This is a genomic window from Billgrantia lactosivorans, from assembly GCF_003254665.1.
Lineage (GTDB): Bacteria > Pseudomonadota > Gammaproteobacteria > Pseudomonadales > Halomonadaceae > Halomonas > Halomonas lactosivorans.
Genome location: NZ_QHGY01000005.1, coordinates 105,270 through 124,794 on the forward strand (window position 1 = coordinate 105,270; position 19,525 = coordinate 124,794).

Annotated in this window: 21 protein-coding genes; 8 read left to right on the plus strand and 13 right to left on the minus strand. The window is 66.3% G+C overall.

Going from position 1 to position 19,525, the window contains the following annotated elements; all coding sequences use genetic code 11:
* Window positions 1-39: 39 nt before the first annotated feature.
* Entirely contained in the window at window positions 40-1,644 is a 1,605-nt protein-coding gene (gene nadB, locus DIS04_RS12615) for an L-aspartate oxidase (protein ID WP_111414134.1), read from the plus strand.
* An 18-nt stretch (window positions 1,645-1,662) separates the two neighbouring features.
* Here nadB and DIS04_RS12620 read toward each other — a convergent pair whose 3' ends face one another.
* On the minus strand, window positions 1,663-2,055 hold the full coding sequence (locus DIS04_RS12620) for a hypothetical protein (RefSeq protein WP_111414135.1): 393 nt from the start codon (window positions 2,053-2,055) through the stop codon (window positions 1,663-1,665).
* Window positions 2,015-2,308 carry an FAD assembly factor SdhE gene (locus DIS04_RS12625; RefSeq protein ID WP_111414136.1) on the minus strand — a complete coding sequence of 98 codons (294 nt, stop codon included), beginning with the start codon at window positions 2,306-2,308 and terminating at the stop codon, window positions 2,015-2,017. The genes DIS04_RS12620 and DIS04_RS12625 overlap by 41 nt, the downstream gene beginning before the upstream one ends.
* Before the next feature lie 202 nt (window positions 2,309-2,510).
* Here DIS04_RS12625 and DIS04_RS12630 point away from each other — a divergent pair, with 202 nt between their 5' ends.
* From DIS04_RS12630 to lapB, 3 genes are read left to right on the plus strand one after another with little or no spacing between them, the layout of a single operon-like run.
* Complete coding sequence (locus tag DIS04_RS12630) at window positions 2,511-2,807, plus strand: integration host factor subunit beta (RefSeq protein WP_086508802.1); 297 nt, start codon at window positions 2,511-2,513, stop codon at window positions 2,805-2,807.
* 29 nt (window positions 2,808-2,836) lie between these two features.
* A complete protein-coding gene (locus tag DIS04_RS12635; protein ID WP_111414137.1) occupies window positions 2,837-3,142 on the plus strand; it encodes a LapA family protein in 306 nt (101 codons plus the stop codon).
* Window positions 3,143-4,330, plus strand: coding sequence for a lipopolysaccharide assembly protein LapB (lapB, locus tag DIS04_RS12640; RefSeq protein ID WP_111414138.1), 1,188 nt, complete (start codon window positions 3,143-3,145; stop codon window positions 4,328-4,330).
* Window positions 4,331-4,340: 10 nt separating this feature from the next.
* Here the strand turns inward: lapB and pyrF are convergent, their stop codons facing one another.
* Complete coding sequence (gene pyrF, locus DIS04_RS12645; protein WP_111414139.1) at window positions 4,341-5,042, minus strand: orotidine-5'-phosphate decarboxylase; 702 nt, start codon at window positions 5,040-5,042, stop codon at window positions 4,341-4,343.
* 219 nt (window positions 5,043-5,261) lie between these two features.
* On the opposite strand from pyrF, the gene cfa reads away from it, so the two are divergent.
* The 3 genes from cfa to DIS04_RS12660 all read left to right on the plus strand — a co-directional run bounded on the left by cfa (window position 5,262) and on the right by DIS04_RS12660 (window position 8,877).
* Window positions 5,262-6,413, plus strand: a complete 1,152-nt coding sequence (cfa, locus tag DIS04_RS12650; protein ID WP_111414313.1) for a cyclopropane fatty acyl phospholipid synthase — start codon at window positions 5,262-5,264, stop codon at window positions 6,411-6,413.
* 231 nt (window positions 6,414-6,644) lie between these two features.
* The gene (locus DIS04_RS12655; RefSeq protein WP_111414140.1) at window positions 6,645-7,559 is read left to right on the plus strand and encodes a GGDEF domain-containing protein; all 915 of its coding nucleotides are present in this window, start codon (window positions 6,645-6,647) and stop codon (window positions 7,557-7,559) included.
* Window positions 7,560-7,689: 130 nt separating this feature from the next.
* The gene (locus DIS04_RS12660; protein WP_111414141.1) at window positions 7,690-8,877 is read left to right on the plus strand and encodes an amino acid aminotransferase; all 1,188 of its coding nucleotides are present in this window, start codon (window positions 7,690-7,692) and stop codon (window positions 8,875-8,877) included.
* A gap of 83 nt (window positions 8,878-8,960) precedes the next feature.
* Here the strand turns inward: DIS04_RS12660 and DIS04_RS12665 are convergent, their stop codons facing one another.
* Window positions 8,961-9,707: a Crp/Fnr family transcriptional regulator gene (locus DIS04_RS12665; protein ID WP_111414142.1), complete on the minus strand. Its 747-nt coding sequence runs from the start codon at window positions 9,705-9,707 to the stop codon at window positions 8,961-8,963.
* A gap of 191 nt (window positions 9,708-9,898) precedes the next feature.
* Between DIS04_RS12665 and DIS04_RS12670 the strand changes: the two genes are divergently transcribed.
* Window positions 9,899-11,437 (plus strand): NCS2 family permease, encoded by a 1,539-nt coding sequence (locus DIS04_RS12670; RefSeq protein ID WP_111414143.1) that lies wholly within the window; start codon window positions 9,899-9,901, stop codon window positions 11,435-11,437.
* Window positions 11,438-11,582: 145 nt separating this feature from the next.
* Here DIS04_RS12670 and DIS04_RS12675 read toward each other — a convergent pair whose 3' ends face one another.
* The 9 genes from DIS04_RS12675 to DIS04_RS12715 all read right to left on the minus strand — a co-directional run bounded on the left by DIS04_RS12675 (window position 11,583) and on the right by DIS04_RS12715 (window position 19,520).
* Complete coding sequence (locus DIS04_RS12675; RefSeq protein ID WP_111414144.1) at window positions 11,583-12,053, minus strand: Spy/CpxP family protein refolding chaperone; 471 nt, start codon at window positions 12,051-12,053, stop codon at window positions 11,583-11,585.
* A gap of 81 nt (window positions 12,054-12,134) precedes the next feature.
* The gene (locus tag DIS04_RS12680) at window positions 12,135-13,445 is read right to left on the minus strand and encodes an MATE family efflux transporter (RefSeq protein WP_111414145.1); all 1,311 of its coding nucleotides are present in this window, start codon (window positions 13,443-13,445) and stop codon (window positions 12,135-12,137) included.
* A 68-nt stretch (window positions 13,446-13,513) separates the two neighbouring features.
* Window positions 13,514-14,008, minus strand: coding sequence for a PAS domain S-box protein (locus DIS04_RS12685; protein WP_245904561.1), 495 nt, complete (start codon window positions 14,006-14,008; stop codon window positions 13,514-13,516).
* A 122-nt stretch (window positions 14,009-14,130) separates the two neighbouring features.
* Window positions 14,131-14,715 carry a YceI family protein gene (locus DIS04_RS12690; protein WP_111414146.1) on the minus strand — a complete coding sequence of 195 codons (585 nt, stop codon included), beginning with the start codon at window positions 14,713-14,715 and terminating at the stop codon, window positions 14,131-14,133.
* Between the two features lie 39 nt (window positions 14,716-14,754).
* Window positions 14,755-15,309, minus strand: coding sequence for a cytochrome b (locus DIS04_RS12695; RefSeq protein ID WP_111414147.1), 555 nt, complete (start codon window positions 15,307-15,309; stop codon window positions 14,755-14,757).
* 147 nt (window positions 15,310-15,456) lie between these two features.
* A complete protein-coding gene (locus tag DIS04_RS12700; RefSeq protein ID WP_111414148.1) occupies window positions 15,457-16,650 on the minus strand; it encodes an O-succinylhomoserine sulfhydrylase in 1,194 nt (397 codons plus the stop codon).
* 11 nt (window positions 16,651-16,661) lie between these two features.
* On the minus strand, window positions 16,662-18,185 hold the full coding sequence (purF, locus tag DIS04_RS12705) for an amidophosphoribosyltransferase (RefSeq protein ID WP_111414149.1): 1,524 nt from the start codon (window positions 18,183-18,185) through the stop codon (window positions 16,662-16,664).
* Between the two features lie 56 nt (window positions 18,186-18,241).
* Window positions 18,242-18,805, minus strand: coding sequence for a CvpA family protein (locus DIS04_RS12710; RefSeq protein WP_111414150.1), 564 nt, complete (start codon window positions 18,803-18,805; stop codon window positions 18,242-18,244).
* A 4-nt stretch (window positions 18,806-18,809) separates the two neighbouring features.
* Complete coding sequence (locus DIS04_RS12715) at window positions 18,810-19,520, minus strand: SPOR domain-containing protein (RefSeq protein WP_179951269.1); 711 nt, start codon at window positions 19,518-19,520, stop codon at window positions 18,810-18,812.
* Window positions 19,521-19,525 lie beyond the last annotated feature (5 nt).

A 19,525-nucleotide genomic window follows, 5' to 3' on the forward strand; every position in this document is an offset into this window, starting at 1 on the left:
GCATGCTGGCTGATGCAACAGGCTTCAGCGAGAGTGCGCATGGCCCCTACTAGTCCGGCTCGTAGCGATCACGATGTTCTGGTCATCGGCGGCGGCGTTGCCGGCCTGACCCTGGCACTGCACGTCGCCGAGACGCGCCGCGTCACCCTGGTGCGTCCCGCCAGCGACGACCAGGGCGCCAGCCGCTGGGCCCAGGGCGGCATTGCCGCCGTGCTCTCCCCCCAGGACGACTTCGACGCCCACGTGGCGGATACGCTGGTGGCCGGCGATGGCCTGTGCGACGAGCGGGCCGTGCGCTTCACCGTCGAGCAGGGGCCTGGCGCCATCGAGTGGCTGCTCTCACTCGGCGTGCCGTTCACGCGCGACGACAGCCCGAACGCCAGCTACCCCTACCACCTGGCCCGGGAAGGCGGGCACGGTGCGCGCCGCATCATCCACGCCGAGGATGCCACCGGCCGCGCCGTACTCGATACCCTGAAGGGCCACGTCGACGCGCATCCTGCAATCGTCATCCGCGACGATCTGGTCGCCATCGGCCTGCTGGCCGATGCGCAGCGGCGCTGCCGCGGCGCCCGCTGCCTCGACGCGCAAGGCCAGCCGCAGTGGTTGGTGGCCGGCGATACCGTACTGGCCACCGGCGGGGCCAGCGGCCTCTACCGACATACCACCAGCCCGCACCCGGCCAGCGGCGAGGGCATGATGATGGCCGCCGAACTGGGCGCCGAGCTGATGAACCTGGAGTTCCAGCAGTTTCACCCCACCTGCCTCTACGACCCGGACGGTCCGCCCTTCCTGATCAGCGAGGCGGTACGCGGCGAAGGGGGGCGGCTGCTGAGCACCGACGGGCGACGCTTCATGCTCGAACGCGACGCGCGCGCCGAACTGGCGCCCCGCGACATCGTCGCCCGGGCCATCGACGCCGAGATGCAGCGGACCGGATCGCCGCATGTCTGGCTGGACGTGACCCACCTGGGTGAAGCGGCCATTCGTCACCATTTTCCTACCATCCACGCCCACTGCCTCGGCCGCGGGCTGGACATCACCCGGCAGCCGATTCCGGTGGTACCCGCCGCCCATTACAGCTGCGGCGGCGTTGCCACCGACCTCGACGGCAGCTCCAGCGTGGCGCACCTCTACGCCATCGGTGAAGTGGCCTGCACGGGGCTGCACGGCGCCAATCGCATGGCCAGCAACTCGCTGCTCGAGTGCCTGGTCTTCGCGCGCAGCTGCGCCGCCAGGCTGGCGGCCAGCCGCGCACCGGCCAGCGCGCCGCTGGCGGCCGACGGCTCGGGCGGCCTCGCGGTGGAAGAGGAGCGTATCCGGCAGTGGCGCACCGCCTTGCGCGACATCATGAGCCGCCACGTGGCGATCGTGCGCCGCGACGCGGGGCTCGATGCCGCGGCAAGCGATCTGGGCGAGCTCAGCCGCAAGGTGGAGGCCGTGCTCGAGGATGCCGCGCCCAGTGTGGCGCTGGCCAGCCTGTGGCATGCCGTCAGGCTGGCCCGCCTGACCGTCCTTGCAGCCCGCCTGCGGCGGGAGTCGCGCGGCCTGCACTTCAACCCGGACTGCCCGCATCACGGCGCAAGCGGGCGACCGCCGCAGCCTTCGAGGCTGCACCTGGACGCCCTCTCGCACCCGGCCTGACGGGGCTCCAAGCGCCTCTCAATGCGCCAGGAGACGACGCAACTCGCGCAGCGCCTCGGGTGAGGCGCTGTCGGGCCACAGCCAGCGGCGGCGGCGATCGATGTCCAGCGCGATCAGCCAGGGGCCGAGGTAGGGGCAGTACAGGCGGACTGGCGCGGCCTCGCTGCCCGCCGCCCGGCGCCACAGCCACTGTTTGCCGCCGTCGGGCTGCGGCAGCATCCGCAGCTCACCGCGGGGCTGATCGCGCCACAGCCACCAGCCCAGCGGCAGAAGCCACGCCAGCGCCGGCAGCGTCAGCCAGCCGGGGGCGTGGACCAGGACGCTGGCGGAAACCGCCAGCGCCAGCAGCCACTGACAGCCCCAGGCCAGCCTAGACGGGACGACGCGGATCGTTGTCGGCGTTCTCGGCATGTTCCTGGATCAGCGCCACGATGCGACGAAACTGCGGAGCGGGCGCCTCGCGCTGCATCAGCCAGGCGAAGAGGTCCTGGTCCTCGCCCTCGATCAGCGCGCGGTAGGCCGCCTGGTCATCGGCCCCAAGCTCGTCATAGCAGTGCTCGAGAAAGGGGATCAGCAGCAGGTCGAGTTCCCACATCCCACGGCGGGAGTGCCAGTAGAGCCGCTTGCGCAGGGCAGCGGCATCGGGGGTATTCGCTTCGCTCAACGTCGGCCTCGATGGTAGGAGAAGTGAGTCGCCCAGTATACCGGAGCCGGGAAAATGGGGCAGTGCTTCGGCTCGCTTTGCCGGTCTCGCTTGACCATGGTCGTAGTGCGTTGTTTTATCTCGGTTTGAGCAGTATGCTGACGGGAGAACAAGAATGCCACCCCAGGTCCCACCGGACCAGGAAACGCCTGGAGATGACCCGATGACCAAATCCGAGTTGATCGAACAGATCGCCATGCGCCAGCCTGAGCTCTCGATCAAGGAAGTCGAATCCGCGGTTCGCCTGATTCTCGATGACATCACCGACACGCTGGCCGAAGGGGGACGGGTCGAGATCAGAGGATTTGGCAGCTTCTCCCTGCACTACCGGGAGCCACGGGTCGGCCGCAACCCCAAGACCGGGGAACCGGTCGCGCTCGAGGGCAAGTTCGTGCCACACTTCAAGCCTGGCAAGGAGCTACGCGAGCAGGTCAATGCCAGCCGCGCCCTCGGCTATTAACTCTTTCGTCATTCACAAGGGATAGACACATGCGTTGGCTCAAAGGCCTGATCCTGGCCATCATCCTGCTGGCGGTATTGCTTGTCGGCATTCTCTTCGCCGTCAACAACCAGCAGACGGTACCGCTCAACCTTATCTGGATGGAGCTGCCGGCCGTATCGCTCTCGGTATGGCTGCTGGCCGCCCTGGTCTGCGGCGTGGTGCTGGGGATGCTGGCGATGACAGGGGTCTGGCTGAGGCTGCGCACCGCGCTCTCCCGCGCCCAACGCCTGAACCGACAGCAGCGCAAGGAACTCGACCGTCTTCGCGTTCAGGAGCTCAAGGAACTGCCGTAGATGCCCGATGCCCTGCTGCTTGTGGTGCTGGTGGCCGCCGTTGCCATTGGCTGGTGGCTAGGCCGCCGTGAGCGCCGGGGCAACCGCGATCCGTTGCCGCCGAACACGCTGTCGCGGGACTACTTCGTCGGCTTGAACTACCTGCTCAACGAGCAGCCCGATCGCGCCATCGAGACCTTCGTCAGCGCGCTGGAAGTCAACAGCGAGACCATCGACACCCACATCACCCTGGGCAACCTGTTCCGCACCCGCGGCGAAGCCGACCGCGCCGTCAAGATCCACCAGAACCTGCTGGCACGCCCTACCCTGACGGCGCGGCAGAGCGAGCAGGTGCAGCTGGAGCTCGCCCGCGACTTCCTCCACCTGGGCCTGTTCGACCGCAGCGAACGCCTGCTCCAGCAGCTGGTGAACGACTCCAGCCATGACGACTTCCGCCATGCCGCCAAACGCCTGCTGGCGGACCTTTACGATCGCGAGGGGGAGTGGCAGGCCGCCTTCGACGTCGCCTACCCCGCCCTGATTCGCCAGCACGAGGACATTCGCCGGGCAGCGGCCCATTGGCTGTGCGAACTGGCCGATCAGGAGCGTCGCTCCGCCAGCCCGGGCCTGGCCCGCAAGCACCTGCGCCGGGCGCTCTCGATCGACCCCCGCTGCGTGCGCGCCAACCTGCTGCTGGCGGCACTGGCACAGGATACCGCGCACTATCGCGAGGCCATCCGCATCCTGATGCGCATACCGGACCAGGACCTCGACATGATGCCGATCGTGCTGGAACCGCTGCACCACGCCTATCGGATGCTGGACGACGAGGCGGGCCTGGTGGATTGCCTGGAACGGCTGCTCGAACGGGCCCACGTGACCAGCCTGATCATCCTGCTGGCGGAAACCCAGCGCAAACGCCAGGGGCTGCAGGTGGCCATCGAACTGGTCAGCGAACAGCTCAACCGGGCGCCGAGCCTGGGCGCGCTCGATTACCTGCTGGACCTCTACCAGCACCAGCAGCAGGAGCAGGGCGCACCCGACAACCGGCTGCAACTGCTAAAGCAGCATACCCACACCCTGCTGGCGGCGCGGCCGCGGCATCGCTGCCAGCGCTGCGGCTTCGCCGGGCAACCGCTCCACTGGCAGTGCCCCAGCTGTCGCAGCTGGGGGACCACCCGCCCCATCACCGGGATCGAAGGGGAGTGACGCCGCGTCTTCAGCGCGCGGCCAGTTCCTGCTCGATGGCGCTCAGAGCCGCCATCGGGTCGTCCGCCTGGGTCACCGGCCGGCCGATCACCAGATGGGTACTGCCCGCCGCCATCGCTTCGGCCGGCGTCATCACGCGGCGCTGATCGCCGCGCTCGGCGCTACGGGGGCGTATTCCCGGCGTCACCTTGAGAAAGTCGTCGCCGCACAGCTCGCGTAGCCGAGCCGCCTCCTGCGCCGAGCATACCACCCCGCCCATGCCGCATTGACGCGCCAGCAGGGCCAACCGCTCGACATGCGCCGCCGGCGCGGCGGCCACCCCCACCTCGACGAGATCGCTCGCCGTCATGCTGGTCAGCACCGTCACGGCGATCAGGTGGGTGTTCAGGCCATGGCGATCCAGCCGCTCCCGCGCGGCCTCCATCATGCGCCTGCCGCCGCTGGCGTGGACGTTGACCATCCAGACGCCCTGCTCCGCGGCCGCCTGAACGGCCCCGGCCACGGTGTTGGGGATGTCGTGGAACTTGAGGTCGAGGAAGATCTGGAAGCCTCGCCCATGCAGCGCATCGATCACCTCGGGACCGCTGCGGGTGAACAGCTCCTTGCCCACCTTGACGCGACAGCGCGCGGGGTCGAGCCGGTCGGCCAGGCACAGGGCGGCATCGAGAGAGGGATGATCGAGGGCGATGATCAGTGGCGAATCGCTGGTCACGTGGTGGGCTCCGGCTGCGTGAGGGTCGCTCGATTATACCAGCCACGGCCGGTTCACCGTTCTCTTCAGCCTGAACTATCCTCTTATCTAATATGAGCCGCCCTGCGTGACCCCGGCGGTACCTGCGCAGGTGGTTCCCGGCTCCTTTTGCTCGAGGATGACGACAACGACAACGGCTGTGCCCTGCATGCCCCTGGACCGATGGATCGGGAGGACACCATGACCAGCGAACAACGCATCAGCCCCATCGCCCTGCCCGACAGCCGAGCTCAGCGCGTGCTCAATACCCTGCTGGAGGGCTCCGGCGTGACGCTCAACGGCGAGGCTCCCTGGGACCCGCAGATCTATCACCCCGACTTCTGCTCGCGAATCCTGCGTCAAGGCTCCCTGGGATTGGGCGAGTCGTACATGGACGGCTGGTGGGAGTGCGAGCAGCTTGACGAGATGGCCTGCCGCCTGCTCCTGCACGGCCTGGGAGAGCGGGCCCGCCCCCCCGCGGATCGCATCATGTATCGCCTCCAGGCGGGGCTGCTCAACCTGCAGAGCAAGGCCCGGGCCTATATCGTCGGTGAAGCGCACTACGACCTCGGCAACGACCTGTTCGAGCGCATGCTCGACCCCACCATGTGCTACTCCTGCGGCTACTGGAGAGAGGCCAGGACGCTTCACGAGGCCCAGCTTGCCAAGCTCGAACTGGCCTGTCGCAAGCTCGAGCTGCGCCCCGGCATGCAGGTGCTCGACATCGGCTGTGGCTGGGGCAGCTTCGCCGAGTATGCGGCCCGCCATCACGGTGTCTCGGTCACCGGGATCACCATCTCCCGCGAGCAGGCAGAGCTGGCCAACGAGCGCTGCGCCGGCCTGCCCGTCGAGATCGAGCTCAAGGACTACCGCGAGCTGAGCGGCTGCTTCGATCGCATCGTCTCCATCGGCATGTTCGAACACGTGGGCCATCGCAACTACGAGACCTACTTCCAGACCGTCGAGCGCCTGCTGGCCGAGAACGGACTGTTCCTGCTGCATACCATTGGCTCGAACAGCTCCGAGATCAGCGTGGACCCGTGGATCGATCGTTACATCTTCCCCAATGGCGTCCTGCCGTCGGCACGCCACATCGCCGCAGCCAGCGAGGGCCTGCTGCTGATGGAGGATTGGCACAACTTCGGCCCCGACTATGACAGGACGCTGATGGCCTGGCGCGACAACTTCGATGCCCACTGGCACGAGATCGCCGAGCGCTACAGCCAGCGCATCGAGCGCATGTTCCGCTACTACCTGTCGGTGTGTGCCGGCGCCTTTCGCGCCCGCGACCTCCAGCTCTGGCAGATCGTCTTTTCTCGCGGCAGGGGGGCGCGCTACGACGCGCCGCGATGAGCGAGCCGCTGCCGGGGCATTTTCCTACAAGCGGCATAGTCAATCTCTTACAGCTTGCGTTGGGTGATTTACGCTCTGTTACATCGTATATTAGGCATTCTCTCAGCGGCTCCTTCCGCAGGCAGATGGCTTCGCGCAGATGCCATTACCCGTCCGTAGCGAGACTCCGAGCCGTGACACAACAACTTCAGGACTCATGCCTGTACGCAGCAGGCCAGAAGGGAAGCCCGCATGCCCGAAGAGAATGCCATGACGGGAGGGGAGCTGAATGATCCGATCCGCATGCGCGCCTTCACGGAGCGCCTGCCCGGGGTCGTGTTCCAGTTCCACCGTGACCACCATGGGCACATGCACTTTCCCTATCTGGCGGGAAGCGGCACCAGCCTGCCCGGCATCGACCGTGACGCCTTGCATCAGGACGCCCGCCACATGCTCGACCGGCTGGACGAGGAGGACCATCCGCGCGTGATGGCAGCCATCGAGCGCTCGGCTCGCTGGCGCATTCCCATTGCCACCAAGTTCCGCATTCGCCTCGCGAGGCAGCGCTGCCGCTGGGTCGCGCTTCGGGCCCAGCCGGAGGATTCCGCGACCGGCGTACTCTGGCACGGCCTGATGATCGACATCACCGAGCAGATGGCCGAGGAGGCCAGGCTGCGCAGGCTCTCGGATACCGATGACCTGACCGGCCTGGCCAACCGACGCCGGCTGATGACCCGGCTGGACGAGGAGATCGCCAGGAGCAACCGGCATGCCAGCCCGCTCTCCCTGATGCTGATCGACCTGGACCACTTCAAGCGCATCAACGATACCTGGGGCCACCTGCAGGGCGACCAGGTGCTCGCTGAATTCGCCAACCTGTGTCAGCAGTTGCTGCGCGAGGAGGATATCGTGGGCAGGCTCGGTGGCGAGGAGTTCGCCGTGCTCCTGCCCTTGACACCGCTGGTCGCCAGCCAGCCGCTGGCCGAGCGGCTGCGTCACGCCATTGCCGAGCACGATTTCGGTATCGATACCGGCCAGGTCACCGCCAGCATCGGCCTCGCCGAGTACCGTCTGGGCGAGTCGAGGGATACCCTGATCGACAAGGCCGATCGCAGCCTCTATGCGGCCAAGCACCAGGGCCGCAACCGCGTCGTCAGCGGCGGATAGCCGGCGCCACGCCAAGTGGCAGATTGGTCGAGGCGATGGCATCATGGACGGGATGCGGGCCACGCGGCATCCCGGCCCGACGTTGCCACGACTCCTAATTTGTCGCCAGACCGACGAGGTAGCGAAATACATGTTCGAACATATTGAGCGGGTCCCCGGGGACGCCATCCTCGGCCTGATCGAGGCCTTCAAGAAGGATACCAATCCCGAGAAGGTCGATCTCGGCGTCGGCGTCTACAAGGACGCCCAGGGCAAGACGCCGGTGATGCGTGCCGTCAAGCAAGCCGAGGCCCTGCTGCTCAAGAACGAAACCACCAAGACCTATATCGGCTCCCACGGTGCGCCCGAATACGGCGAGGTGATCCTGCCGATGGTGCTGGGCGAAGGCTCGCCGGTACTCGAGGCCGGCCGCGCCAGTGCGACCCAGTCGCCGGGCGGTACCGGCGCGCTGCGCCTGGCTGCCGACTTCATCAGCAGCCAACTCCCCGGCAAGGGCATCTGGGTCAGCAACCCCACCTGGCCGAACCATCACGGTATCTTCACCGCCGCCGGCATCGAGCTGCACAAATACCCCTACGTCGACGCCGAGAACCGCCTCGATTTCGACGGCATGCTGGCCGCGGTCAAGCAGATCCCGGCGGGTGACGTCATCGTGCTGCACGCCTGCTGCCACAACCCCACCGGCTTCGACCTCTCCCGCGAGCAGTGGCAGCAGGTACTCGAGGTGGTTCGTGAGCGCGGCCTGCTGCCGCTGATCGACTTTGCCTACCAGGGCTTCGGCGAGGGCCTCGAGGAGGACGCCTACGGCGTGCGCCTGCTGGCCGAGAACCTCGACGAGGTGATCATCACCAGTTCCTGCTCGAAGAACTTCGGCATCTACTGCGAGCGCACCGGCTGCCTGATCATGGTGGCGAAGAACCACGAGCAGATGGAAAACATCCGCTCGCAGGTCGCCATCGTCGCCCGCGAGAACTACTCCAACCCGCCGGCACATGGCGGTGCCATCGTCAGCGAGATCCTGCACTCCGCCGAGCTGGCCGCGCTGTGGCGTGAAGAGCTCACCGAAATGCGCGATCGCATCAATACGCTGCGCCGCGATTTCGTCGAAGCCCTGAAGCCCTATGGGCTCGACCAGAAATATGCCTGCGTGGGCGAGCAGCGCGGCATGTTTTCCTATACCGGCCTGCAGCCGGAACAGGTCGACCGCCTGCGCGATGAGTTCGGCATCTACATGGTGCGTTCAGGTCGTGCCAACGTGGCCGGCTTCTCCCACGAGAACCTGCCCTACCTGGCGAAGGCCATCGCCGCGGTCAACTGAGCCTCAGATGCCACGCGCGCGATGCCCCGGCCCTGGCCGGGGCATCGCGCGCGTGGCCTGCCCGTCGAGGCAAGCTCGATATCTCAGTCGTTCATGCCCTCGAATAGCGGACGCATGTTCTCGATCAGGTAACGGTCATCGAACCCGGCCTCATGCTTGAGCGCCTCCAGGTCCGGTATCGTCACGCTGTGACGCTCGCGAAAGATCAGGCCATCTTCGCTCAGCGCGGTGAAGGTTCGGCTGACATGTACCGGGCTGAGCCCGAGCAGGTCCGCCAGGACCTCCTGCGACAGCGGCAGGCGGAATATCTCGCAACCGTCACCTTGAGTCTGCTTGATGCGCTGGCACATCTCGAGCAGAAAATGGGCCAGTTTCTGGCGCGCGTTACGCCTCGCCAGGTTGACGAGTCGCTCCGTCAGCATCACCTGCTGGCGGCTGGCGATGGCAAACAGGATCGAGGTGAGAGTGAACGAACGCTGGAAAATGTCGAAGAGATTGCGATGGGGGAAAAAACAGATTTCGCCGTCCTCCACCATCTGCACGCCGGCCAGGCGCTGCGAGAAGGCGAATTCGCGTAGCCCGACGATGTCGCCAGGCAGGTAGATGTCCAGGATCTGGCGCGTGCCGTTCTCCAGTTCACGATAGGAAAACGCCCAGCCACGCTTGAGAGTACAGAATTCCTGCGCCTGGTCTCGCTCCTCCCAGAGGGAGGTTCCTGCCCTGATCGGCGTGGAGCTGTCTTCCAGTCGGATCAGCAGCGACTTGTCCTCGGCGGACAAGGGGTAGTACTGATTGAAATGGCGAACGATACAGCTCTCATCTGGATCCATCGAGCCTTCCCCTGTATGCATGGGCGCCTACGCGTCTCTTCCGCATAGCGCAACGAAACCTCCAAGTAGTCCTCCATCTTACCGTGCTAGCCTTTCGACGGCATACGACAAAGGCAGCCTTGACCAAATAGTCAGACGGTAGTCAAACTGGTGCTGCCTTGACTACAACCCCAACACGCAAGAGGCTCATCATGGCGGCTTCCCCCGTGCACTACCCCTGGTACAAGAAGGAGGATACCGATGCCTTCTTCGCCCTCTTCCAGAACAATATCGCGAACTTCGTCATCATTGCCATCACCATGCTGGGAATGGAATTCCCCGCCTCCATCGTGTTCGGCCAGGTACTGCCAGGCGCCGCGGTGGCCGTCATGGTCGGCAATTTCTACTATGCCTGGACGGCGGCGCGCCTGGCACGCAAGGAGAACCGCAGCGACGTCACTGCGCTCTCCTACGGTATCTCCACGCCGGTGATGTTCGTCTTCCTGTTCGGCGTGCTGCTGCCGGCCAAGCAGTTGACCGGCGATGCCGAGCTGGCCTGGAAGGTGGCCGTCGCGGCCTGCTTCATCAGTGGCGCGATCGAGGCCGCGGTGAGCCTGATCGGGCGCTGGGTTCAGTACCACCTGCCCCGAGCCGCGATGCTCGGTGCGGTCGCGGGGGTCGCCTTGACCTTCATTGCCGGCGAGATGCTGTTCAAGACGCTGGAGATGCCGGTGATCGGGCTACTGGTGCTGGCCATCATCATCGTCGGCCTGGTGGCACGGGTCAGCATGCCGTTCCGCCTGCCGACTTCGCTGTTCGCCATTGTCATCGGTACCGCCATGGCCTACCTCATCGGCGACGCCGGCGGCGAACGCTTCAGCGACGCCTTCACCCACCTCGGCTTCTATCCGCTGCTGCCCAACCTGGCGTGGTTCGAGGGCCTGGGGCTGCTCTTCACCGGAATGCTCGCCGTACTCACCGTGGTGCTGCCGATCACGCTGTACAACGCCATCGAGACGATGAACAACGTCGAGGCCATGGAGGCCGCGGGCGACAAGTACGACGTGCGCGAGTGCCAGGCGGTCGACGGCGCCGGCACCATGATCGGCGCGCTGTTCGGCGGTGTCTTCCCCACCACGGTGTACATTGCCACGGTGGGGGCCAAGTGGATGGGCGCCGGTCGCGGCTACAGCATCCTAAATGGCGCCGTCTATGCCGTGGCCACCATGTTCGGGCTGATCGCCGCCCTGGCGGCGATCATCCCGGTCTCGGTGGTCGCCCCGATCCTGGTCTTCGTCGGCATGTCGATGATCGCCACCGCCTTCCAGAGCAACGATACGCGCTACTACCCCGCGGTCGCGCTGGCCATGCTGCCCTACTTCGCCAACTACGTGATGACGCGGTTCAACCGGGCCGCCGAGGAGACGGTAACGGGTATCTCCTCAGGCGTCGTGCCGCTGGGCCAGGGAGCCATGTTCATGGCCATCTTCATCGGCGCCATGACCGTCTCGGTCATCGATCACCAGTTCCGGCGCGCCGCCATCTTTGCCGCGGTAGCGGCGGCCTTCTCCTTCGTCGGCCTGATGCACGCCCCCGAGCTGGCCTTCAACGCCGCCTGGGACTTCACCCTCGGCTACCTGGTGATGGGCGCCCTGTTCCTCTACTTCGCCTGGCAGCAGGAGAAGCTGGCAGCGCCCCACGTCTCCCCATCGCGGCCGGCAGCCACTACCCCGCCGCCCTCCGTCGATTGAGCCCGTCACGCGACTCAGGCCCAGAGCGCGGGCGGTAAATGGAAAAGGCCCTGTCCAATGGACAGGGCCTTTTACCGGGTTTCGCTCACGCCGCGTAGCGGGGACAGCGCCTCCCCGAGCGGAAGCCGCTGTCGGCGCCGAACCCTTACTGCGCGGGCTGGGCCGGCTGGCCTCCCTGCTGCTGCATCTGGTTCTGCATGTCCTCCATCTGCTGCTGCTGCTGGGCGATGGCCTCGTCCAGCTGCTGGCGCTGCTCTTCGGTGAACACCGACTCGATGCGAGACTGCAGCAGTACCGTCTCGGCGGTGATCTCGCCGGTCAGGTCGCCCAGGCGTGACGCGTCCTCGCGAATGAGATTCTCGTCGTAATCGGGCCCGACATAGTCACCGAGGCGTGCCTGGAGGGCCTGGGCCTCCTCCTCCTTGGGCGTCAGCTGACGCTCGGCCTCATCCAGCAGGCCACGGATCTCCTCCTGCTGATTCTCGTCCAGGTCGAGCAACTGATCGAGCTGTTCCACCTGGTCCCCCTGAGCCGGAGCCTGCATCTCCTGTGCCGCCGCGACGCCAGTGATCCCCAGGGTGAGCACGATCGTTGTCAGAAACTTGGTGAGATTCATTACTTGCTCCATTCCACAGAGTTGCTTTCATGACCCGAACGGACGAGCCACTACGTCCTATTCCTGACAGCGAAACAGGCCTCAGGTTCGCTCATGAGGAAAAAGTTTCGTGCCGTCGCATGCATTGGCCTCGTCTCGCCCCAGCATGCGGCGCATCAATTGCCAGGCGACTGCCCCCGCCAGGACGTTGCCCAGCGCCGCGCCCATGGCAAGCCCCGGCAGGCCAGCAAGCGACGATCCCAGCCAGAGCAGCGGCAAGTAGCAGAGAAACAGCCTGGCCGTGGACATCAGCATGGCACGCAGCGGCCAGCCCAGCGCGTTGCCGGCAGATACCACCAGCATGCAGACCCCGAGGGCGGCGTAGCTCGGCAGCAGGAACCGGATCAGCACCGTCAGATCGCCGCGCACCTCCGGGCTGCCTGCCAGCAGTTGCGCGAGCCAGGGCGCGACAAGCGCCAGCAGTGCCCCCAGCATGAGCTGCCACGCCACCACGATCTTCAGCGCCAGCCCCACCAGTTGCCTGACCTGAACCCAGTCGCCGGCACCGTAGCAGCGCCCCAGCCAGGGCGGCAGCGACATGGTCATGGCCAGCACCACCACCAGGGACAGCGTCTCGAGGCGGCTGGCAAGGCCCCACGCCGCCACCGACGACTCGCCCAGGCTCGCCACCACCGACACGGCCAGCATGGCCGCCAGCGGCGGCATCAACTGGCTGATCATCGCCGGCCCGGCGATGCCGGCGAAAGGGCCAGCCGACCCGGCCAGCTCGCGCCTGAGCCCGTGCCGAGTCAGCCAGTCGCGTCGGCGCAGCCGATAGACCGCCAGCAGTAGCCCGCTGCCGAAGGCGATGGCCGTGGCCCAGGCCGCGCCGGGCAGCCCGAGCCCCGCCCAGGGGCCGATGCCGAAGATGAAGAGCGGGTCGAGCAGCAGGTTGACCAGGCTGGTCATGACCATCAGCTTGCCGGGCAGGCGCGTATCTCCATGGGCACGAAACAGGCTGTAGACAAAGTAGAGAACCGCCCCGAGCCAGGCGGCCAGCAGTTGTGGTCCCCAGTAGTCGCGAATCAGAATGCGCGCTGCCGCGTCGGCGCCGAGGCGAGAGAAGATCGGCGCCTGGGCCCACCACAGCAGCCAGGCGAGCAGCGCGATGGTCGCGCTGCCCACCATCAGTACCAGCGAGCCGAGGCGCCGCGCCCGTTCGCCCTCACCGGCCCCCAGCGCGCGCGAGATCAGTGCCGCTATGGCGATGCCGAGCCCCACCTGCACGCCGATGATGAGGAAGGTCAGCGGAAAGGTGAACGACTGTGCCGCCAGTGGCGCCGTGCCCAGGCGAGCGACGAAGGCACTGTCCACGAGCTGGAAGCCCAGCAGGGCCAGCACCCCGATGGTCATCGGCCAGGTCTGCCGCCACAGCGTCGGACCCAGCCGGGAAATGGTTGAATCACGAGAGGAATCCGCTGTCACCGTGACTCCGTCTTCAGCCCTGCGGGGGAGGTGTATGGCAACTGCGAAGCTGGCTCCTCTGCCTCGTCGATATCGAGACGAACGTCGACGCAGAACATGACCGGCTCATCCGTGCCTTCGTCGAGCATCACATGGTAGGAATAGACCGGTACCGCCCGCCCCAGCTTGTCTCGCAGGACTAGGCGTCCCGGGGGTATCACTTTTCCTTCCGATAGCCATGCTGCGTGGTCACTTGTGACCCGCGCCTGCATGGCATCGGGAATGATGAGTTCCTCGAGATAACGCCCCGCAGCCTCCTCGGCGGTGTAACCGTAGAGTCGAGTACTCGCAGCATTCCAATAGATCACTCGCCTGTCACGGTCATAGCCCTGAACCGCAACATTGGGAAGGCTTTCCAGTAGTGCTCGAAATCGCGTATCTCCCTTGCCATATCCACGTCGCGAGGCCATTGCCTGCCACCAGCGGTATAACCATCCGAATAACTTGCGCACCAGTGGGCTCCCTGCTTGTCTCAGGCTTGCATGGTACTCGATTCTGATAGCGTTGGCGGGGTGATCGACGACACCCTCGGCATACAGGCCGAGGGTGTTCTCGCGGATAGGCAGAGCTCGAGTTACTGACGCACGCCTTCGAAGGTGACGTAGAGTTCGAGTTCGTGCATGGCTTCGGGGAAGTCGCTCATGTCGATACCGAAGTCGGCCAGGGTCAGCTTGGTGCTGCCTTCGAAGCCGGCGCGATAGCCGCCCCAGGGGTCGTCTCCTTCACCCATCAGGGTAACCGGCATCTCGATCTCGCGGGTCTCGCCGTGCAGGGTCAGGTCTCCGGTCAACACGCCCTCGTCGTCGCCGTTCGGCTCGAAGCCGGTGGAAACGAAGGTCGCGGTGGGATGCGCGTCGGCATCCAGGAAATCGCTGCTGAGGAAATGCTTGTCACGCTCGGCATTGTTGGTGTTGAGGCTGGCCACCTGAACTTCCATTTCCACGCTGGAGGCCTCGAGATCGTCGGGGTCGTACTGGAAACGCCCGTCGAACTCCTCGAAGCTGCCGAGAATGTACGAGTAGCCGAGGTGATTGATCTTGAACTGGATGAAGGCATGCTGCCCTTCGGTGTCCACCACGTAGTCGTCGGCCAGGGCCAGACCGGTGGCGGCCAGGGAAACGGCGCCGAAGGCAGTAGCGAGTGCGGCTTTCTTGAACATGGGTCTCTCCTTGGTGGTAGCGCCCGCAGGCGCTGGCGTTCAACGGCGACGCGTACGTGCCGGGTTCAACATGCGGATGAAGGTATCGTGACGGTCGAGGAAATGGTGCTTCAGCGCCGCCAGGGTATGACCCGCCGCCAGCAGCAGCAGCGCCACGGCGCTGTACCAGTGGATCTCGCCGGCAATACTGGCCTGGTCGGGCAGGTGGCTGACCAGTGCAGGCACCTCGAACCAGTCGAAGACGCTGATGCCACGCCCGCGGGCGGTGGAGATCAGGTAGCCGCTGACCATCACCGTGAGCATCAGCACGTAGAGGGCGGTATGGCCAAGGTGGGCCGCGATACGCTCCAGGCGGCTGCCATGGGAGACGGGAGTCGGCTGGAACAGCCGCCAGAGCACGCGCAGCAGCGTGGCGAACAGCAGCAGCATGCCGATGGAACGATGCCACCAGGGTGCGCGGTTGTACCAGGGGTCATAGTAGCCCAGGTCCGTCATCCACCAGCCGAGCAGGAACAGGCCCAGGATTGCCACGGCGCTGGCCCAGTGGAAGAGGATGCTGACCAGGCCCCAGCCTGAGCGTGTGTTGCGCCACATCTCGTCGCTCCCGTTGAGCTTCGCCTTCGATGGGGGGCAGCATACCGTAACGCCTGCTCAGGATGCGCTGAAAAAACCGAACGTTACGTTCGTAAAAATTCCCCGTTCGCTCCTCGCCGCGAATGCCGCCACACCGCCCGGCGCGGTTCAGATCAGGGCATCGAGTCCGCGTGCCAGGTCGGCCCGAATGTCATCGAGCGCCTCGAGCCCCACCGCCACGCGAATCAGCCCCTCGCCGATGCCCGCCGCCTCCTTCTGAGCGTCGGAGAGCCGCCCGTGGGTCGTGGTGCCGGGGTGGGTGATGGTCGACTTGACGTCGCCCAGGTTGCCGGTGATCGACAGCATGCGGGTGGCGTCGATGACCGACCAGGCCGCCTCGCGGCCTCCCTTGACCTCGAAGCCCAGCACCGCCCCATAGCCCCCCTGCTGACGGCCGGCCAACTCATGCTGCGGGTGGTCGGGCAGCCCGCTGTAGTGCACCCGCGCCACCGCCGGGTGCCCCTGCAGCCACTCGGCCAGGGCCTGGGCATTCTCGCAGTGGGCGCGCATGCGCAGGGTCAGCGTCTCGAGGCCCTTGGTGAAGATCCAGGCGTTGAACGGGCTCAGGCACGGCCCGCAGGTGCGCACCACGCCGAACACCTCCTCGAGCTCCTTGTCCCGTCCTACCACGGCGCCACCGACTGCCCGCCCCTGGCCATCGAGGTACTTGGTGGCGGAGTGGATGACCAGGTCCGCCCCCAGTGCCAGTGGCTTCTGCAGCGCCGGGGTCAGGAAACAGTTGTCGATGGCCAGCAGCGCACCGCTGCGATGGGCGATCTCGGCGAGGGCCGCGATGTCGACCACCTCGGAGAGCGGATTGGAGGGCGTCTCGGCGAACAGCAGCCGTGTGCGGGGGGTGATTGCCGCCTCCCAGGCCGCCAGGTCGGAGAGTTCGACGTAACGCGTGGCGATACCCAGCTTGCCGAAATACTTGTCGAACAGGCTGACGGTGGAACCGAACAGCGAGCGCGAGGCGACGATCTCGTCACCGGACTGCAGCAAAGCGAGTCCCGTGGCGAGGATCGCCGCCATGCCGGAGCTGGTCGCCACGCAGCGCTCGCCGCCCTCCAGCGCCGCCAGACGCTGCTCGAAGGTTCGCACCGTGGGATTGGTGAAGCGCGAGTAGACGTTACCCGGCTCCTCGCCCTTGAACTTGCGCGCCGCCTCGGCGGCGCTGGCGTAGACGAAGCTGGAGGTGGGGAAGATCGGCTCGCCGTGCTCCTGCTCGTGGGTGCGCCGGTGGCCGGCGCGAATCGCCAGGGTCTCCAGCGCCCAGTCGTCGGGGGTCGTCTCGTCATGCATGCTCGGCCACCTCAGTCGTCGATGTCGTCTTCCTGATTGTGCATGCCCACCAGGGCGTGGGCACCGACGCTCTGCTGCTGCTTGGCGGCGTCGTTGCGCGAGGCCTCGAGCGCCGAGAGGTAGCCGTCGTCGATGTCGCCGGTGATGTACTGGCCGTCGAACACCGAGCAGTCGAACTGCTCGAGTCCCGGGTTGACCTCGCGACAGGCGGCCTTGAGGTCGTCCAGGTCCTGGTAGAAGATGCGGTCGGCGCCGATCAGCTCGCCGACCTCCGCCTCGCTGCGCCCGTGGGCGATCAGCTCCGCGGCCGCCGGCATGTCGATACCGTAGACGTTAGGATAGCGTACCGGGGGGGCCGCCGAGGCGAAGTAGACCTTGTTCGCCCCTGCGTCGCGGGCCATCTGGATGATCTGCTTGCAGGTGGTGCCGCGAACGATGGAGTCGTCCACCAGCAGCACGTTCTTGCCCTTGAACTCGACGCCGATGGCGTTGAGCTTCTGACGTACCGATTTCTTGCGCTGGGTCTGACCCGGCATGATGAAGGTGCGGCCGATGTAGCGGTTCTTCATGAAGCCTTCGCGATAGGTCACGCCCAGGTGCTGGGCAAGCTCAAGTGCCGAGGTGCGTGAGGTATCGGGAATCGGGATCACCACGTCGATGTCGTGCTCCGGCCATTCGTTGCGGATACGGTCGCCGAGCTTGCGGCCCATCTGCATGCGCGTCCCGTAGACGTAGGCGCCGTCGAGGATCGAATCGGGACGCGCCAGGTAGACGTGCTCGAAGATGCAGGGCGCCAGCTGGGGCGAATCGGCGCACTGCTGGGTGTGGAAGCGCCCCTCCATGTCGACGAAGATCGCCTCGCCCGGCGCCAGGTCGCGGTGCAGCTCGAAGCCCCCCACGTCGAGTGCCACCGACTCGGAGGCGATCATCACCTCCTGGCCCTTGCCCTCGTCGCGGGTGCCGAACACCACCGGGCGGATGCCGTTGGGGTCGCGGAAGGCGACCAGGCCGACGCCGTTGATGATCGCCACTGCGGCATAGCCGCCGCGGCAGCGTCGATGTACGCGCCGCACCGCATCGAAGATGTCGCCGGGCGAGAGGTGCAGGCCCTGCTTGCCCAGTTCGTGGGCGAAGACGTTGAGCAGCACCTCGGAATCCGAACTGGTATTGATATGGCGCAGGTCGGAGGAGAACAGCTCCTGCTTGAGCTGGTCCGAGTTGGTCAGGTTGCCGTTATGGGCCAGCGCGATGCCGTAGGGAGAGTTGACATAGAACGGCTGCGACTCTGCCTCGCTGGACGAGCCGGCGGTCGGATAGCGCACGTGGCCGATGCCGAGATTGCCCTGCAGCCGCGCCATGTGGCGAGTGTGGAACACGTCGCGTACCAGGCCGTTGCTCTTGCGCAGCATGAAGCGCCCTTCGCTCCACGTCATCATGCCGGCGGCGTCCTGGCCGCGATGCTGGAGCACCGTCAGGGCGTCGTAGATCGCCTGGTTCACGGTCTGCTTGGCCAGAAGGCCGACGATACCGCACATTCCACCTTACCTCGCTTGCAGGGAGCCGACCGCGGTCGGCTTGGAAAAAGCTCTGTTCACAGGGCGCCGGGCTCGGGCTCGCCGGCGTCGCGACGTTCGGGCAGCGGCATGTTGCGCCACGCCTCCGGGGCCTCGGGCACCCGGCCTTCCCAGGCCTCGAGCTGACTGACCGCCCAGTCGCGCAGCTGCTCGAAGGTGGGCCGTAGCTCGGCCTCCTGCCATGCCTGCAGCTGCGCCAGCGGCGTCAGACTGATCAGGATGGTGGCCACCACCAGCACCGCCGCCCCCCGGGCGACCCCGAAGCAGGCGCCGGCGACGCGGTTGAAGAAGCCCATGCCGACCCACTCCACGGCGGCATGCACCATGCGAATGACGATACCGCAAAGCAGGACCACGCCGAGAATCACCAGCACGAAGGCCAGTACCAGCCGGCCGTCGGCATTCTCGATCAGGCCCGACAGCAGGTCTGCCACCGGCTCGGCGAGCAGCCGCGCCGCCAGCAGCGCGATGATCCATGCCGCCAGCCCCAGGCCCTCGCGGACCAGGCCGCGCATGAAGCCGGCCAGGGTCGAGACGGCCAGCACGGCGAGAAAGCCCCAGTCGATCCAGGTCAGGGTCATGGTCTCACTCTCTCACCCGTACCAGCAGCCCCTGGAGGTTGGCCCGCTCCTTCACCGCGTTCATCGCCAGCTCACCGGACTCCGAGGAGTCGAAGGGGCCCACGTAGACCGTGGTCATGCCGTTGTCACGCTGCCGGCTGTAGACGGGAAAGCCCTGCTCCTGCAGTTGGGACTCGAGGCGCTCGGCGTTGCCCGACTCGCCGAAGCTGCCCACCTGTACAGCCCATTCTCCGCTGGGCGAGGCACCCTCCGCAGGGGCCTGGCGCTCGGCCTCCGGCTCGGAGCCGGCGTCATCCTCGGACTGGCCGCTTGCCAGGCGCTCGGAGGCGGCCTGGGCGAGGTCGGCGATCGGATCCTGCCGCGGCGCCTCGGCCGGCTCGGTGTCGCCGTTCGTTGCACCCTGTTCCAGCGCCAGCGCCGGCTCTGACTCGACCCGTGCCGGGTCATCGGGCTCGGCTTCGACCTGCTCGAGCGGCGGAGGCGGCTCCACCTGCTCGGAGCCCGTCTCGGGCGAGCGAATCTGGCCCAGGCTCGTCGGCGGCTCGGGATCGGGCACATTGCGCCGCTCCACCGGTACCGGCTGCTCGATGGTCAGCACCGGCTGGGGGCGCTCGTCGCGGGGCGCCGGTTCATCGAACAGCATCGGCACGAAAATCACCGCCAGGGCAATCAGGATGATCGCACCGCTGATTCGTTCGCGCATTCCGTACTTCATCAACC